The sequence below is a fragment of the Streptomyces sp. NPDC007164 genome, from assembly GCF_040634135.1.
Taxonomy (GTDB): domain Bacteria; phylum Actinomycetota; class Actinomycetes; order Streptomycetales; family Streptomycetaceae; genus Streptomyces; species Streptomyces sanglieri.
In genome coordinates, this window is record NZ_JBEYFB010000006.1 from 92,769 (window position 1) to 106,443 (window position 13,675).

The 13,675-nt window shown below is 71.2% G+C and carries 14 protein-coding genes; 6 read left to right on the forward strand and 8 right to left on the reverse strand.

Annotation, left to right across the window (positions count from 1 at the left end; translation table 11 throughout):
* Positions 1–69 precede the first annotated feature (69 nt).
* Positions 70–600: an NUDIX domain-containing protein gene (locus ABZ622_RS11855; RefSeq protein WP_360542202.1), complete on the forward strand. Its 531-nt coding sequence runs from the start codon at positions 70–72 to the stop codon at positions 598–600.
* Positions 601–675: 75 nt separating this feature from the next.
* On the opposite strand, the gene ABZ622_RS11860 is transcribed toward ABZ622_RS11855, so the two are convergent.
* Complete coding sequence (locus tag ABZ622_RS11860; RefSeq protein WP_266917113.1) at positions 676–1,536, reverse strand: 3-hydroxybutyryl-CoA dehydrogenase; 861 nt, start codon at positions 1,534–1,536, stop codon at positions 676–678.
* A 199-nt stretch (positions 1,537–1,735) separates the two neighbouring features.
* Between ABZ622_RS11860 and ABZ622_RS11865 the strand changes: the two genes are divergently transcribed.
* On the forward strand, positions 1,736–3,013 hold the full coding sequence (locus tag ABZ622_RS11865) for a family 10 glycosylhydrolase (RefSeq protein WP_360542203.1): 1,278 nt from the start codon (positions 1,736–1,738) through the stop codon (positions 3,011–3,013).
* A 102-nt stretch (positions 3,014–3,115) separates the two neighbouring features.
* Here ABZ622_RS11865 and ABZ622_RS11870 read toward each other — a convergent pair whose 3' ends face one another.
* On the reverse strand, positions 3,116–3,328 hold the full coding sequence (locus ABZ622_RS11870) for a DUF1918 domain-containing protein (RefSeq protein WP_360542204.1): 213 nt from the start codon (positions 3,326–3,328) through the stop codon (positions 3,116–3,118).
* Between the two features lie 87 nt (positions 3,329–3,415).
* Entirely contained in the window at positions 3,416–4,453 is a 1,038-nt protein-coding gene (locus ABZ622_RS11875) for a DMT family transporter (protein WP_360542205.1), read from the reverse strand.
* Between ABZ622_RS11875 and ABZ622_RS11880 the strand changes: the two genes are divergently transcribed.
* Both ABZ622_RS11880 and ABZ622_RS11885 read left to right on the forward strand, forming a co-directional pair.
* Positions 4,452–5,921, forward strand: a complete 1,470-nt coding sequence (locus tag ABZ622_RS11880) for a PLP-dependent aminotransferase family protein (protein WP_360542206.1) — start codon at positions 4,452–4,454, stop codon at positions 5,919–5,921. The genes ABZ622_RS11875 and ABZ622_RS11880 overlap by 2 nt on opposite strands.
* Positions 5,922–6,067: 146 nt before the next feature.
* Positions 6,068–6,643: a histidine phosphatase family protein gene (locus tag ABZ622_RS11885; RefSeq protein WP_360542207.1), complete on the forward strand. Its 576-nt coding sequence runs from the start codon at positions 6,068–6,070 to the stop codon at positions 6,641–6,643.
* A 254-nt stretch (positions 6,644–6,897) separates the two neighbouring features.
* On the opposite strand, the gene ABZ622_RS11890 is transcribed toward ABZ622_RS11885, so the two are convergent.
* The 3 genes from ABZ622_RS11890 to ABZ622_RS11900 all read right to left on the reverse strand — a co-directional run bounded on the left by ABZ622_RS11890 (position 6,898) and on the right by ABZ622_RS11900 (position 8,894).
* Positions 6,898–7,641 (reverse strand): Clp protease N-terminal domain-containing protein, encoded by a 744-nt coding sequence (locus tag ABZ622_RS11890; protein WP_360542208.1) that lies wholly within the window; start codon positions 7,639–7,641, stop codon positions 6,898–6,900.
* A gap of 141 nt (positions 7,642–7,782) precedes the next feature.
* The gene (locus ABZ622_RS11895) at positions 7,783–8,286 is read right to left on the reverse strand and encodes a hypothetical protein (protein WP_360542209.1); all 504 of its coding nucleotides are present in this window, start codon (positions 8,284–8,286) and stop codon (positions 7,783–7,785) included.
* 110 nt (positions 8,287–8,396) lie between these two features.
* Complete coding sequence (locus ABZ622_RS11900) at positions 8,397–8,894, reverse strand: peptidylprolyl isomerase (RefSeq protein ID WP_360542210.1); 498 nt, start codon at positions 8,892–8,894, stop codon at positions 8,397–8,399.
* 311 nt (positions 8,895–9,205) lie between these two features.
* Between ABZ622_RS11900 and ABZ622_RS11905 the strand changes: the two genes are divergently transcribed.
* Complete coding sequence (locus ABZ622_RS11905) at positions 9,206–9,988, forward strand: DUF6796 family protein (RefSeq protein WP_360542211.1); 783 nt, start codon at positions 9,206–9,208, stop codon at positions 9,986–9,988.
* A 68-nt stretch (positions 9,989–10,056) separates the two neighbouring features.
* Here ABZ622_RS11905 and ABZ622_RS11910 read toward each other — a convergent pair whose 3' ends face one another.
* A complete protein-coding gene (locus tag ABZ622_RS11910; protein ID WP_360542212.1) occupies positions 10,057–11,241 on the reverse strand; it encodes a serine hydrolase in 1,185 nt (394 codons plus the stop codon).
* A 356-nt stretch (positions 11,242–11,597) separates the two neighbouring features.
* Here ABZ622_RS11910 and ABZ622_RS11915 point away from each other — a divergent pair, with 356 nt between their 5' ends.
* Positions 11,598–12,917 carry an MFS transporter gene (locus ABZ622_RS11915; protein ID WP_360542213.1) on the forward strand — a complete coding sequence of 440 codons (1,320 nt, stop codon included), beginning with the start codon at positions 11,598–11,600 and terminating at the stop codon, positions 12,915–12,917.
* Between the two features lie 46 nt (positions 12,918–12,963).
* On the opposite strand, the gene ABZ622_RS11920 is transcribed toward ABZ622_RS11915, so the two are convergent.
* The gene (locus ABZ622_RS11920; RefSeq protein ID WP_360542214.1) at positions 12,964–13,566 is read right to left on the reverse strand and encodes a TetR/AcrR family transcriptional regulator; all 603 of its coding nucleotides are present in this window, start codon (positions 13,564–13,566) and stop codon (positions 12,964–12,966) included.
* Between the last annotated feature and the right edge of the window lie 109 nt (positions 13,567–13,675).

Below are 13,675 nucleotides of genomic sequence, written 5' to 3' on the forward strand. Positions count from 1 at the left end.
CGGTACGTTCCCTTCCGGTCCTGCTCCTGCTGCGATATTGCCACCTACTTGTCGGAAGGTGGCAGAACCGTGCAATGGACGAATCTGAACGAACAAACTGTGTATGAGAACCGCTGGTTCCGGGTCAATCTGGCGGACGTCGTCATCCCCGACGGACGCCATCTCGACCACTACCTCATCCGGCTGCGCCCCGTCGCGGCGGCCACCGCGGTCAACGAGGCCGACGAGGTGCTGCTGCTCTGGCGGCACCGGTTCATCACGGACAGCTGGGGCTGGGAGCTCGCCGCGGGCGTCGTGGAGGACGGCGAGGACAACGCGGCCGCCGCTGCCCGGGAGATGGAGGAGGAGACCGGCTGGCGCCCCGGACCGCTGCGCCCGCTGCTGACCGTGGAGCCGTCGAACGGCCTCATCGACGCCCGGCACCACCTCTACTGGTCCGAACACGCCTACTGGACCGGCGCACCCAGCGACGCCTTCGAGTCCTCGCGCCGCGAGTGGATACCGCTCAAGCTGGTGCCCGGCCTGATCTCCCGCGGCGAGGTGCCGGCCGCGGGCATGGCCGCCGGACTGATGATGCTGCGCCACTTACGGCTGGGGTGAGCAGCACCGCACGACCGCGTACGGGGCCGGTCCGGGGATCGCCCGGCCCGGCCCCGTACGGGCACGAAGGAAGGATCAGGAGTACGGGTAGAAACCCGAGCCCGTCTTGCGGCCGAGCCTGCCCGCGTCCACCATGCGCTGGAGCAGCGGGGGAGCGGCGTACAGCGGCTCCTTGAACTCCGCGTACATCGAGTCGGCGACCGAGGCCACCGTGTCGAGACCGATCAGATCGGAGAGCTTGAGCGGGCCCATCGGGTGGGCGCAGCCGAGCTCCATGCCGTTGTCGATGTCCTCACGGCTGGCGATCCCCGACTCGAACATCCGGATCGCGGAGAGCAGATACGGGATCAGCAGCGCGTTGACGACGAAGCCGGAGCGGTCCTGGGCGCGGATCGGGTGCTTGCCCAGCACGTCCTGAACCAGTGCCTCGGCGCGCTTGACCGTCTCGTCGGACGTCGTCAGCGCGGGGATCAGCTCGACGAGCTTCTGCACCGGGGCCGGGTTGAAGAAGTGGATGCCGATGACCCGGTCCGGGCGGGAGGTCGCCACGGCCAGCTTCACCAGCGGGATGGAAGAGGTGTTCGAGGCGAGGATCGCGTCCTGCCGGGTCACCACCTGGTCGAGCACCTGGAAGATCTCGGTCTTGACCTGCTCGTTCTCCACGACGGCCTCGATGACGAGGTCGCGGTCGGCGAATTCGCCCAGGTCCGTGGTGAAGCTCAGCCGGGCGAGTGTCTCGTCGCGCTCCTCCGGAGTGATCTTGCCGCGGTCGGCAGCCTTCGAGAGGGAGTTGTGCAGCCGGGTGCGGCCGATCTCCAACGCCTCGCCGGTGGTCTCGGCCACCATGACCTCAAGACCGCTGCGGGCGCACACCTCCGCGATGCCCGCGCCCATCTGGCCACAGCCCACCACTCCGACGCGTGCAATGTCGGCCATAGAGTCCGTCACCTCGTGCCTTTCGCTGTTCTGCGTGTCGCAGGTTCCCGTCTGATTCCGGTGCCCGCCCCGACCCCCCGACGTTACTCCGCGACCTACGGGTCATCGTGGGCCGGGGCGGGCATGCTCTGCGTTACGCCTGAATACAGGGGCGACGGACCGTTGACGACGATGACAGAGAGACGGCAGGTGCAGCGAAATGCGGCAAATGGCCCGAAGAAGCTTTGTGGCGGGAGCGGCCGGTGTGGTTGCTGGGGTGGTGAGCACCGTCACCATGGCAGGTGACGCCTTCGCGGGCCCTTCCCGGCGGACCGGTGCGCCGGAGCACTCCCGCCACCGCCATGTCGTCCGGCGCGAACTGCGCGGGATGTGGGTCGCCACCGTCGCCAATCTGGACTGGCCCTCGGCGCCCGGCCTGACGGCCGCCGCCCAGAAGGCCGAGCTGATCGCCTACCTCGACGAGGCCGTGGACCGGCGGCTGAACACCGTCATCCTCCAGGTCCGGCCGACCGCCGACGCGCTGTGGCCCTCGCCCTACGAACCGTGGGCCCAGTACCTCACCGGCGTCCAGGGCAAGGACCCCGGCTGGGATCCGCTGGGCACCGCCGTCCGCGAGGCGCACCGCCGCGGCCTGGAACTGCACGCCTGGTTCAACCCGTACCGGGTCGCCAACCACACCGACCCGTCCCGGCTGGCCGCCACCCATCCGGCCCGGCTGCACCCCGACTGGGTCCTGCCGTACGGCGGGAAGCTCTACTACAACCCAGGGATTCCGGAGGTCCGCAGCTTCGTCCAGGACGCGATGCTCGACGCGGTCCGCCGCTACGACATCGACGCCGTGCACTGGGACGACTACTTCTACCCGTACCCGGTGGCCGGGCAGGTCTTCGACGACGACGGCACGTACCGCAATTACGGCGCGGGCTTTCCGGACAAGGCGGCCTGGCGGCGCGACAACACCGACAGGCTGGTGCGCGAGACCGCCGAGCGGATCAAGAAGATCAAGAAGAACGTCCAGTTCGGGATCAGCCCGTTCGGGGTGTGGCGCAACGCCTCCACCGATCCGCTCGGCTCCGACACCAAGGCCGGTGTACAGACCTACGACGATCTGTACGCCGACACCCGCGGCTGGATCAGGAAGGGCTGGATCGACTACATCTGCCCGCAGATCTACTGGAACATCGGCTTCGCCGCCGCCGACTACGCCAAGCTGCTGCCCTGGTGGAGCGAGGTGGTGCGCGGCACGGAGGTCGACCTGTTCGTGGGGGAGGCGCTGTACAAGGCCGGTGACCCGGCCCAGCCCGCCGCCTGGCAGGACCCGGCCGAACTCTCCCGGCACATCGACCTCGCCGCCCGGTACGACCAGGTGCGCGGCCACGTCTACTTCTCCGGGAAGGACGTGGTCAGGGACCGGATCGGGGCCATGGACCGGGTGGTCGGCGACCACTACCGCAGCAGGGTGCGTCCACCCCGCTGACCGAACGGGGTGGACGCGACGGGTGATCGGGGCGGGCTGCCGGGAACGGACCGGCCCGGCCCCGTCCCGGGAGCGAGGAGCGATGCCGGCCGCCGGAGGCCGCTACGGAGTCTCCGGGGCCTGCTTCCGGGTCTCGGTGTGCTGTACGACGCTGTCGGGACCGGGTGAAATCAGGTGTTCGTGTCCGTCCTCGAAGCGGACGCGGTACGGGGGAGTGCCCCCGGCCCCGAGCACTTCGACGATTTCTGCGACCTTGTCGTGCTGTCCCACGGTCCTGCCGTGCGTCAGCAGCCGGTCGCCCGTGTGTGCCTCCATCGGGACTGACCTCCTCACGGGTGGCGGTCCATGTCGACAAGTCTATGACCGAAAGTCGACTTCGCCCGGCGGGGGAGTACGGGGCGTTCACCGGGTACGCCGGTCACGCCCCGTCCGCTGGGTGGCCGCGATGCAGAGCAGCACCGCGATCGCGGCCACCGGCGCCGCCGCCGGGACCGTCTCGCCGAGCAGAAAGAACGACCACAGCAGGGTCAGCAGCGGCTGCGCGAGCTGGAGCTGACTGGCCCGGGGCACCCCGATCTCCGCCATCCCCCGGTACCAGACGTACAGCCCGAGGAAGGCCGAACCGGCCGCCACCCAGACCAGGCCGATCACCCCGTGCGCGGTCAGCCGCACCGGCTCGGCCGGCAGCGCGAGCGCCGTCCCCACCACGGCGAGCGGCAGACAGAGCACCAGCGACCAGGCGGCCACCTGCCAGCCCGGCACGACCCGGGCCAGCCTGGCTCCCTCCGTGTAGCCCGCCGCGCAGATCAGCAGCGCGCCGAACAGATACAGATCGCCGCCGGACAGCTCGCCCCCGCTCTGCTGCACGGTGAACACGATCACCACGGCCGCGCCGGCCAGTGCCGCGATCCAGAAGGCGCGGGACGGCCGTGCTCCGGTCCGCAGCGAGGAGAACACCGCGGTGGTCAGCGGCAGCAGGCCCACGACCACGGCCGCGTGCGAGGTCGTCGAGGTCTTCAGCGCCAGCGTGGTCAGCAGCGGGAAACCGATCACCACGCCCGCGGCGACCACGGCCAGCCCGGCCCAGTGCCGGCGGTCCGGCGGCGCGACGCGTCCCAGGAGCAGGGCCGCGCCCGCGATCACCGCGCCGAGCAGGGTGCGCAGCGCCACCAGGGACCAGGGGCCGAAGCCCTCCAGGCCCCAGGCGGTGGCGGGAAAGGTCAGCGAGAAGGCGAAGACACCGAGCCCGGCGAGCGCGAGGCCGCCGCGGTGCGACCCGCGGCCGGTGGTGGCGGCGGTGCTGCTGGTGCTGGTGCTTGTACCGGCACCGGCCTCGGCATCGGCGCTTGTGCCGACGCCGGTTTCGCTGCCCGGACCGATACCGGTCGACGGGCCGACCGCTATCGAGCTGTCGTCAATAGCGCTACTGTGTGCTCTCATGCAAGAGCGTAGCAGCGTCGCCGAACTCGTCGGATCCCTCCGGGGTGAGGTGAACCGCTACTCACCAGGTGGAAAGCTGCCGTCCAGCCGGGCCCTGGTGGAGCGCTTCCGGGTCAGCCCCGTCACCGTCTCCCGGGCCATCGCCCAGCTCGTCGCCGAGGGGCTCGTGGTCACCAGGCCCGGCTCCGGAGCCTTCCGGGCGCAGCCCCGCACCGAAGTGCCCCCGCCGGGCGACACCTCCTGGCAGGAGGTCTCCCTCAGCGGTGACGGCGGGCCCGAAGCGGTGCCCCGCACCGTCGACGCCTCCGGGGTCCTGGTCACGCTCGCGGCACCGCCGCCCGGAGTCATCGAGCTGAACGGCGGCTACCTCAACTCCTCCCTCCAGCCGGAGCGGGCGCTCGCCGCCGCCCTCGCCCGGGCCGGCCGCCGCCCCGGCGCCTGGGACCGGCCGCCCACCGACGGCCTGACCGAACTGCGGGCCTGGTTCGCCCGCGAGATCGGACCCGCGCTCGGCGCCGCCGACGTACTGATCACCGCGGGCGGCCAGAGCGCCCTGGCCACCGCACTGCGCGCACTCGCCCCGCCCGGTGCCCCGCTGCTGGTCGAGTCACCCACCTACCCGGGCATGCTGGCGGTCGCCCGCGCCGCCGGACTACGGCCGGTACCGGTGCCCATGGACGCCGACGGCGTACGGCCGGAGCTGCTCGAAGCGGCGTTCCGGGCCACCGGCGCCCGGGTCTTCGTCTGCCAGCCGCTCTTCCAGAACCCGACCGGCGCCGTCCTGGCCCCCGGGCGGCGCGCCGAGGTGGTCCGGATCGCCCGCGCGGCGGGCGCCTTCGTGATCGAGGACGACTTCGCGCGCCGGCTCGTCCACGACGACGCCGGGCCGCTGCCCGCCCCCCTGGCCGCCGACGACCCGGACGGGGTGGTCGTCCACGTCTGCTCCCTGACCAAGATCGCCTCGCCGAGCCTGCGGGTGGGGGCGCTCGCCGCCCGCGGGCCGGTGCTGGGCCGGCTGCGCGCCATCCAGGTCGTCGACAGTTTCTTCGTCCCCCGCCCGCTCCAGGAGGCCGCGCTCGAACTCGTCGGCTCCCCGGCGTGGGGCCACCACCTGCGTTCCGTGTCGACCGGGCTGCGCGACCGCCGCACCGCCATGACGACGGCCCTGAGCCTGGAACTGCCCGCTCTCACCCTCCCGCACCTCCCCGCCGGCGGCGGCAGCCTCTGGCTGCGCCTGCCCGACGCGGAGGCCGGTACGGACGAGTCCGCGGTGGTTTCGGCGGCCCTGCGCGCGGGCGTCGCCATCGCGCCCGGCCGCCCCTACTTCTGCGCCGAACCCCCGTCCCCGCAGATCCGGTTGAGCTTTGCCGCGGCCACCGGGGCGGCCGAGATCGCGGAGGGGATCCGTCGGCTGCGCACCGCCTGCGACGAGGTCCTGACCGGTTCCGGCGGCGGCCCGCGGCGCTGACCGGGGAGGCCCGTGTGCCCCATGAGAAGGGCGGTTCCGGCCAATCAGGGGCGGGTGGGGTGGGATCCGCCTCGTTCCGGGCCGGGCCGGACGGACTTGTGGAGGCCCTCTTGACCGGAAGGGTGTTCGGATCCACGATCACCGCCATGACTTCCAGAGTCTCGTTGGTCGCCGCGGCTCGCAGCTCCACCCTGCTCGCCGAGCGCTTCGACGACGACCGGCCGCTCGACCACACCGGCCTGTACGAGATCAGGCTCGCCGCGCCCGCTCTCATCCCGCTGGGCGCCGCCGAGCTGCGCTACTGCTCGCCGACCCCGCGCAGCCGTGCCACCGGCGACGCGCTGGGCTTCGCCCCGCTCGTCCAACCGGCCCTGCGCGACTGCGACATGGGCCGCTGGCGGGGCTGCACCCTCGCCGACGTCACGGCGTGCGAACCTGCGGCGGTCGACGCCTGGCTCGCGGATCCGCGCTCCGCCCCGCACGGCGGCGAGCCGCTGCTCGCGTTCATCTCGCGGGTAGGGGGCTGGCTGGACACCCGCCCGGTGTGCGAGGGCGCCATCGTCGCCGTCGCCGAACCGGCGGTCGTCCGGGCCGCCCTCGTGTACGCGCTCAAGGCCCCGCCGTCGGCGTACTGGAGCGTGGACGTCGGGCCGCTCTCCACGGTCACGCTGACCGGTGCGCCGGGCCGCTGGAGCCTTCGGCTCGAAGCGGGAGTCCGCTGACCGTTCACCAGGACGGCCGGCGATCCGCGGTGCGCGCGGGCTTCCGGGAGCGGGAGCCCCCTGCCGAAGGAGAAGAAAGCCCTGGTCGGCGGACGGTTCATGACCGAGAGCCGCTCGTTCCATGTGCCGTTTCCACGTCAGCCGGAGCCGTCTCGCCCTCGACGCCCCGGCCGCCGTGCACTGGCCGGAATTCGCCGTGTCGGCGGGGGAGCCGGGCGCCGGCCACCGTCGTGCGGTGGCCGGCGCCGTACCGCTCAGCCGTTCTCCGGCGGGGCGGTGATCAGGCTGAGGGCCTCGGCGATGCCCGCCTCGGCGGCCGCCTTGTCGATGCCGAGATCCGTCAGCACCCCCGTACCGTCCTCCTGTTCCAGCAGCGCGAGCAGGATGTGCTCGGTGCCGATGTAGTTGTGGCCCATCCGGAGCGCTTCCCGGAACGTCAGCTCCAGCGCCTTGCGGGCCCCGGCGTCGTACGGCACGATCTCCGGCAGCTCGCCGGTCACGGCCGGCGGCAGCGCCTCGGTCGCGGCCTCGCGAACGGCCTCCAGGGTGATGCCCTGGGCCTTGACGAACGCCGCGGCCAGCCCCTCCGGCTCGCTGAGCAGCCCCAGCACCAGGTGCTGGGTTCCCACCTCGTTGTTGTGTGCCGCGAGGGCCTCGTTCTGCGCGGCCATCACGACGTTCTTGGCGCGCGGGGTGAAGCGGCTGAACCCCTGGCTGGGGTCGAGATCCGACACCTCGCCGGGGTCCTTGGCCACGAACCGCTTCTGGGCTGCCTGCCTGGTCACCCCCATGCTCTTGCCGATGTCGGTCCAGGAGGCGCCGGAGCGCCGGGCCTGGTCGACGAAGTGTCCGATCAGATGGTCGGCCACGTCACCGAGGTGGTCCGCGGCGATCACCGCGTCGGAGAGCTGGTCGAGGGCGTCGGTGTGAACCTTCTTGATGGCCTCGATCAGTTCGTCGAGGCGTACGGGATGCGTCGGGCGTACGGGATTCACCATGTGTCAACCGTAGGTTGACAGTCCCCAGGTGTCAACTCTCGGTTGACAGTCATGCCCATGCCCATGCCTATGGCCGTGCCCGCGCCCATGCCATGCCCGTGCCATGCCCATGCGTCCACGCCTGCGCCCCGGTCGCGGGGCTCAGCGCGACGCGTTGCAGAAGACGCACGGCTCCCAGTGCGCCGGTGCGCACAGCACGCGGTGGCGTACGCACATGGCCACGGTGGCCTCCTCCGGGCCGGGGAAAGGGGAGTCTGCGCCGGCGTGCCGCCCGGCGTCGGCGGGGTCGAACGCCTCGACCATCTCCCGGTACTGCCGCAGATATCCCTCGGCGAAGGGCGGGTCGTAGCCCAGCTCGTCCCAGCGGTGCCTGCGCAGGGCCAGATCGAGCATTCGCAGGACGAAGTCCTTCGCCGCCGTCCGTTCGCGCGGCGAGCGGCCCCAGTCGATGTCCTCCAGATCGAAGCCGACCACTCCGCGCCCCATGACGCTCTGGTCCTGGAGGGTCAACAGGGTGGTGAAGCGGTACTCCCAGACGCTTTCGGCGAGATCGGACACGACCAGCATCAGTACGTCGACGAAGACGGCCGTGCCCCCGTTGGACAGGGACAGATCGCGGCCCCCGCCGTGGAAGAAGTTCCCCATCCCGGCAAGGTACCGGGCACGCCGGGCACTGTCCGGCCGCCGGTACGACGGAGCGCGCCGCCCGGCGGGAATGCCGGGCGGCGCGCTCGTTCAGCGGGTGTGTGTGCGGCTCAGACGGTGCCGCTGTCCGCGATGGTGATCTTCGCCTGCGGGCGGCCGCTCTGGGAGCCGAGGGACTCGATCTTCTTGACCAGCTTCATGCTGTCCTCGTCGTCGACCTCGCCGAAGACCACGTGCTTGCCGTCCAGCCACGACGTCACGATCGTCGTGATGAAGAACTGCGAGCCGTTGGAGTGGGGGCCGCTGTTGGCCATGGACAGCTGGCCCGGCTTGGTGTGCGACAGCTTGAAGTTCTCGTCCGGGAACTTGGCGCCGTAGATGCTCTGGCCGCCGGTGCCGTCGCCCCGGGTGAAGTCGCCGCCCTGGAGCATGAAGTCGGGGATGATCCGGTGGAAGGACGACCCCTTGTAACCGAAGCCCTTCTCGCCGGTCGCCAGCTGGCGGAAGTTCTCCGCGGTCTTGGGAACGATGTCGTCGAACAGCTTGAACGTGATCCGCCCTGCGGGCTCGTCGTTGATGGTGATGTCGAAGTAAACCTTGCTCGTCATGGAACCATCCTGACATCGACGCGTTCGGTGCCGACGGGCGGGCGGGGCGATTCCTCCCCCCGGGCGGATGTGGGGTGCCCTGTGGGATCGGGCAGATCCGGAGTCGGGGAAGTCTGGGGATCGGGGAGGTCCGGGGATGGGGGAGGTCCGGGCCGACTCGGGGTGAGTGTCATGTCTCCCTCGATTCCCCGGTGCCATCGGAGGTCGAGCGCGGTCGCACCCCATGCCGGAAATGCCGGGGCATGGCCGATGGGATCCATTGGTAAGGTTAGCCTTACCTAAACAGGATCGCGATAGGGGAGGCCGGCACAGTGACGGACGACAAGGCGGTCGGGCGAGTGAGGCTCGCCGGCATCGCGGGGATTCTGGCCTCGATCGCCTGGCTCGCGGGCGACATTCTGCTGTTGGGCACGCCGGTGGCATCGGCCGACCTGCACCCTGTTCTGGGTGACTACGACGGCATGTCCGGCGTCTCGCTGGCGGCGATGCTCCCGGCGTCCACGGCGCGGCTGGCGTGGGGAGCGCTGCTCGGCGTGCTGACCGGCCCGCTCTACCTGCTCGCGTGCTGGCACCTGTATCAAGGGCTCCGGCCGGCGAGGCGCTTGCTCGCCCAGCCGCCGTTCCTGCTGCTGATCTCGGGCTTCGCGATCGCTCCCTTCGTTCACGGTTCGTTCTTCTACTGGGGGCAGGCGGCCAAGGCGGTCGACGCCTCGGGGGACCGGTCCGCCGCTCTCGCCGCCCTGCCGGGCGACCTGGCGAACGTGCTGTTCATCGCCTACGCGGCGCTGATGGTCTGTTGGGTGCTGGGTTCGGTCTGGATGGCCGTGTGCGTGCTCCGGGGCGGTGCGGCCCTCCCGCGGTGGGCGTGGTTCGTGAACCCGCTGATCTGTCTTCCCGTGGGTGGCCTCGTCGCGATGCTGGCGCCGGGGATCGCGCTCCAGGGGGCGCAGCTGAGCATCGGCAACCTGCTGCTCTTCACCCTGTCGACCGTCGTGCTGTGGAAGGCCCGTCCGCGGGCCGGGGCGGAGCAGCCGGTGCCGGTGGCGGCCCGGGGCGCGGACGGGGCGGCGGGTCGGGAGGCGTCACCCGCGTGAGCGCGGGGGCACACGCGTCCGGGCGGAGCCCGCCGGGCGCGGTGCCCCCCGGTCCGTGGTTTCCGCGGTCAGGCCGAGCGCCGGAGGTGGGCGCCGATCTGCAGGAACGCCGGAACCAGCGGGGCCACCGGGGCGACCGGGGACATCACCTGGGACCCGTAGTGGACGATGACGGTCTCCAGCCCGGGGGAGACGAAGAGGCGCTGGCCGTGAATGCCGCTGGCCATGAAGGAGCCGTCGGGGTCGTTCAGGATCCACCAGTAGTCGTGGTACGAGAGGGTGGCGGGGGCGCTGGGGGGCGCGGCGGGGAACCGGACGCGCTCGGTGTAGCCCTTCGGGGCGTCGGGGATGGCGGCGATCACCGTTTCCGGAATGATCTGCCGGTCCGCGACCGCGCCGCCGCAGCGGATCATTTCGCCGAGCCGGGCCACATCGCGGGCCGTGGCGCTGAATCCTCCGCAGGCGGCTTCAGTGCCCTCGCCGTCCAGGACGTAGTAGGCGTCCTCGTCGGCGCCGAGGTGGGACCAGACCATGTCGCTCAGCAGGGCCGAGGTGGTGGTGCCGGTGACGCGGCGGAGGATTTCGGCGAGCGTTTCGACATGGCCGTTCTCGTAGCGGAACGCGCTCCCCGGCGCAGCTGTCGCGCGTGCGGTGGCGAGGTGCTCGCGGATGCCGGTGGGGCCGCTGTAGCCGTAGGGGCGCAGGGGCGGTGCGACGACCGCGAAGTAGCGCTGGGCCTCGATGGCCTTGTCGAAGGGGCGCCCCGCGTAGGAGACCTGGGTCCCCATGTGCAGCAGATGGTCGACGGTGCTGTCCCCGAAAGCGGTCCCGGCCAGTTCGGGAATGTACGAGGAGGCCGTCGCGGCGCGGTCGAGGACCCCCTGGTGGGCCAGTGCGGCTGCCACCAGGCCTATGTACGACTTGGCCGCCGAGGCGTTGAAGTGGGCGTCGTGGGGCCGTAGTCCCTGCGGGTAGTCCTCGTGGACGAGGGTGCCGCGGTGCATCACCAGGAGAGCTTCGGTCCGGGCGGCCGCGAACAGGTCCTGGAGGGTCAGGGTGCGGCCGTCCGGTGCGGCGATCGTGAGTCCGTCGATGCCCGCGTCGTCCGTCCGCAGGACGCGGGCGGGACCCGGTCCGCGCCACACCCGCCGGCTGGGCAGCAGTTCCCGGCCCGATGTGGTGTAGCGGCGTACCCATTCCGGGTCGGTGTAGCCCCGGGACCAGGGGAGATTCGCCAGTGGTGCGTCGGTCATGCGCGCTCCTCGACATTGAATGACGACTTGATCGCTACCATACACATCGTCTGTTTTTGCGAGCACCTCGCCACCGGGAATGGGCATTTCTGCTGGTCGACTCGGGGTTTGGCACCTCGCTTGGGGTAGAACCATTGACCGGAAGTGTCCAGCGGGTTACGTTGCCGAATCGACAGCCTGCTAATGAACGCATAGTTCAGTTTCTCTGTCGTCGCACCCTCGAAAGATGCGTGCCTGGACGGGATGGGCACCGCTGCCCGCGTACGCCCGCCGCCGCCCGTGAGGCATTCCGGCGCGGCGTGTCCCGTCACAAGAGCATTCGCCCCCTGCTTCTCCCGAACCGCAGGAGTCCTCCCATGCCCTCGCAGCCATCACCGCCGCTGGTCCTCGACGGGTCCGGCGACCTCGGACCACCGGCGTTCGACCGGCGCCGCGCCTGGCTCGTCACCGCGATGATCGTCACGTTCATGATCGTCAACTTCGCGGACAAGTCGGTGCTCGGACTGGCGGCCGACCCGATCATGGAAGAGCTGGACATCAGCCACAGCACCTACGGTCTGATCTCCAGCTCCTACTCGATCCTGTTCAGCCTCTCCGGGCTGGTCGTCGGCTTCCTCGCCGCCCGTATCTCCAGTCGCGTCCTGCTGTTCGTGATGTGCCTGGTGTGGGGCGTGGCCCAACTGCCGGTCCTGATCGTGGCCGCCGTGCCCACGCTGGTCGCCGGCCGGGTGCTGCTCGGCGCGGCCGAGGGGCCGGCCACCCCGATGTCGATGCACGCCCTCTACAAGTGGTTTCCGGTGGGCCGCCGAGGTCTGCCCTCGGCCCTCCAGATCGGCGGTGCCGCCCTCGGAACTCTCGTGGCGGCACCCGTGGTGACCTGGCTGATCACCGGGTTCGGGTGGCGTGCCGCCTTCTTCGCGCTGGCCGTGACGAGCCTGGCGTGGAGCGTGGTGTGGTGGTTCGTCGGGCGCGACGGACCCTATGACCAGCCCCCCGCGCGGGTGCGGGCCGAGACCGCCGGGCCCGCCCGTGTCCCCTACCGCCGCCTGCTGCTGAGCGGCACCGTGATCGGGAGCGTGGCCAGCGCCTTCGGGGCGTCGTGGGCGATGACCCTCAGTCAGGCGTGGCTGCCGTCGTACCTCAGGAACGAACTCGCCATGAGCCCGGGAACGGCGGCGGCGGTACTCAGCGCGGTGGCCGCCCTCAGCTTCGTACTGCTGCTGGCACTGTCCCCCGTGGTCGACCGGCTGACCCGGCGCGGCCTGTCGCTGCGGCTCTCCATCGGGGTGCCACAGGGTGTGGCGGTGATGTGCGCCGGGACGGCGATGGCGGTGTTCCCCTTCGTCGGGCCGCTGCCGGTGCGGCTCGCCCTGATCGCGGTCGCCTTCGCGGTGCACTCCATCGCGTTCCCACTGCACTACATGACGGCAGCGGCGGTCGTGCCGGCCTCCCAGCGCGGTGCGCTCTTCGGGATCGTGGCCGCGACGGGCACGCTCCCGGGCCTGCTGGCCCCGTCGCTGACGGGCCGGCTGCTGGACTCGGCGTCCTCGGCGAGCGAGGGCTACACCCAGTCGTTCGCCCTGGCGGCGGCGGTCATGATCGTCTGCGGTGCGGTGTCGGTCTGCTGCATCCGTCCGGCCCGGGACGCGGCGCGGCTGGGCGCCGCCGTCCAGTAGCGCCGCGCGCGCCCGCTGTGCCGCGGAACCGGGCGCGCGCCACCGGTCAGTCCTGGTCCGGGGTGGTGAATCCGCTGGCCCAGTACCGGCCGTGCAGGGCCAGGTCGAGAAGCATGCGCACCGCCTCCTCGGCGGGCATCGGCGGGGTGTCCTGCTCGGCCCACCAGCGCAGTACGGCGACCTGCTCACCCACCCAGACCCGGGCCAGGAGGTCGGCGTCGATACGCGGCTGGACGCTGTTGCGCTCGGCGCGGGCCTTGAACTCCCGCGCCGTCGCGGCGGCGCAGGCGTCCACGAACATCTGGAGCGGCTTGCCGTCCCCCTCGCCGCGCAGCACGACCCGGTAGACGTCCCGCTCGTCGCTGACGTGCCGCAACATCTCCAGCAGCGGTTTGCCGGTGAAGCCGACGGCGCTGCCGGCGACCGCCGGCTCCAGGCGCTGCGCGAGCTGTTCGAGCAGGTCGGAGGTCACCCGCGCGAACAGATCGTCCTTGCCCTTGAAGTGCGCGTAGAACGTGGCGCGCGCGACATCGGCCTGCTCGGTGATGTCTTCGACGGTGAGCGCGCTGAAGCCGCGCTCCAGCACCAGCTCCACCAGTGCTCCGCCCAGCGCCCTGCGGGTGCGTCTGGTGCGCCTGTCCTCGGCCATGCGGCCCCCTTCGCCCTGTCGTGGATCGCCCCGTCGTGGTCCGCGCACAGTCTAGATGGCTCTTGACAGCCCACAAGATACAAAACATTGTGTCTGTAATCGTTCTTGT

What these genes read in the sequence shown, in the direction of transcription:
- ABZ622_RS11885 (WP_360542207.1), top strand. Translation starts at nt 6,068, where the DNA reads ATGACTTCCAGAGTCTCGTTGGTCGCCGCGGCTCGCAGCTCCACCCTG.
- ABZ622_RS11865 (WP_360542203.1), top strand. Translation starts at nt 1,736, where the DNA reads ATGCGGCAAATGGCCCGAAGAAGCTTTGTGGCGGGAGCGGCCGGTGTG.
- ABZ622_RS11875 (WP_360542205.1), bottom strand. Translation starts at nt 4,453, where the DNA reads ATGAGAGCACACAGTAGCGCTATTGACGACAGCTCGATAGCGGTCGGC.
- ABZ622_RS11860 (WP_266917113.1), bottom strand. Translation starts at nt 1,536, where the DNA reads ATGGCCGACATTGCACGCGTCGGAGTGGTGGGCTGTGGCCAGATGGGC.
- ABZ622_RS11880 (WP_360542206.1), top strand. Translation starts at nt 4,452, where the DNA reads ATGCAAGAGCGTAGCAGCGTCGCCGAACTCGTCGGATCCCTCCGGGGT.
- ABZ622_RS11900 (WP_360542210.1), bottom strand. Translation starts at nt 8,894, where the DNA reads ATGACGAGCAAGGTTTACTTCGACATCACCATCAACGACGAGCCCGCA.
- ABZ622_RS11890 (WP_360542208.1), bottom strand. Translation starts at nt 7,641, where the DNA reads ATGGTGAATCCCGTACGCCCGACGCATCCCGTACGCCTCGACGAACTG.
- ABZ622_RS11915 (WP_360542213.1), top strand. Translation starts at nt 11,598, where the DNA reads ATGCCCTCGCAGCCATCACCGCCGCTGGTCCTCGACGGGTCCGGCGAC.
- ABZ622_RS11910 (WP_360542212.1), bottom strand. Translation starts at nt 11,241, where the DNA reads ATGACCGACGCACCACTGGCGAATCTCCCCTGGTCCCGGGGCTACACC.
- ABZ622_RS11895 (WP_360542209.1), bottom strand. Translation starts at nt 8,286, where the DNA reads ATGGGGAACTTCTTCCACGGCGGGGGCCGCGATCTGTCCCTGTCCAAC.
- ABZ622_RS11920 (WP_360542214.1), bottom strand. Translation starts at nt 13,566, where the DNA reads ATGGCCGAGGACAGGCGCACCAGACGCACCCGCAGGGCGCTGGGCGGA.
- ABZ622_RS11870 (WP_360542204.1), bottom strand. Translation starts at nt 3,328, where the DNA reads ATGGAGGCACACACGGGCGACCGGCTGCTGACGCACGGCAGGACCGTG.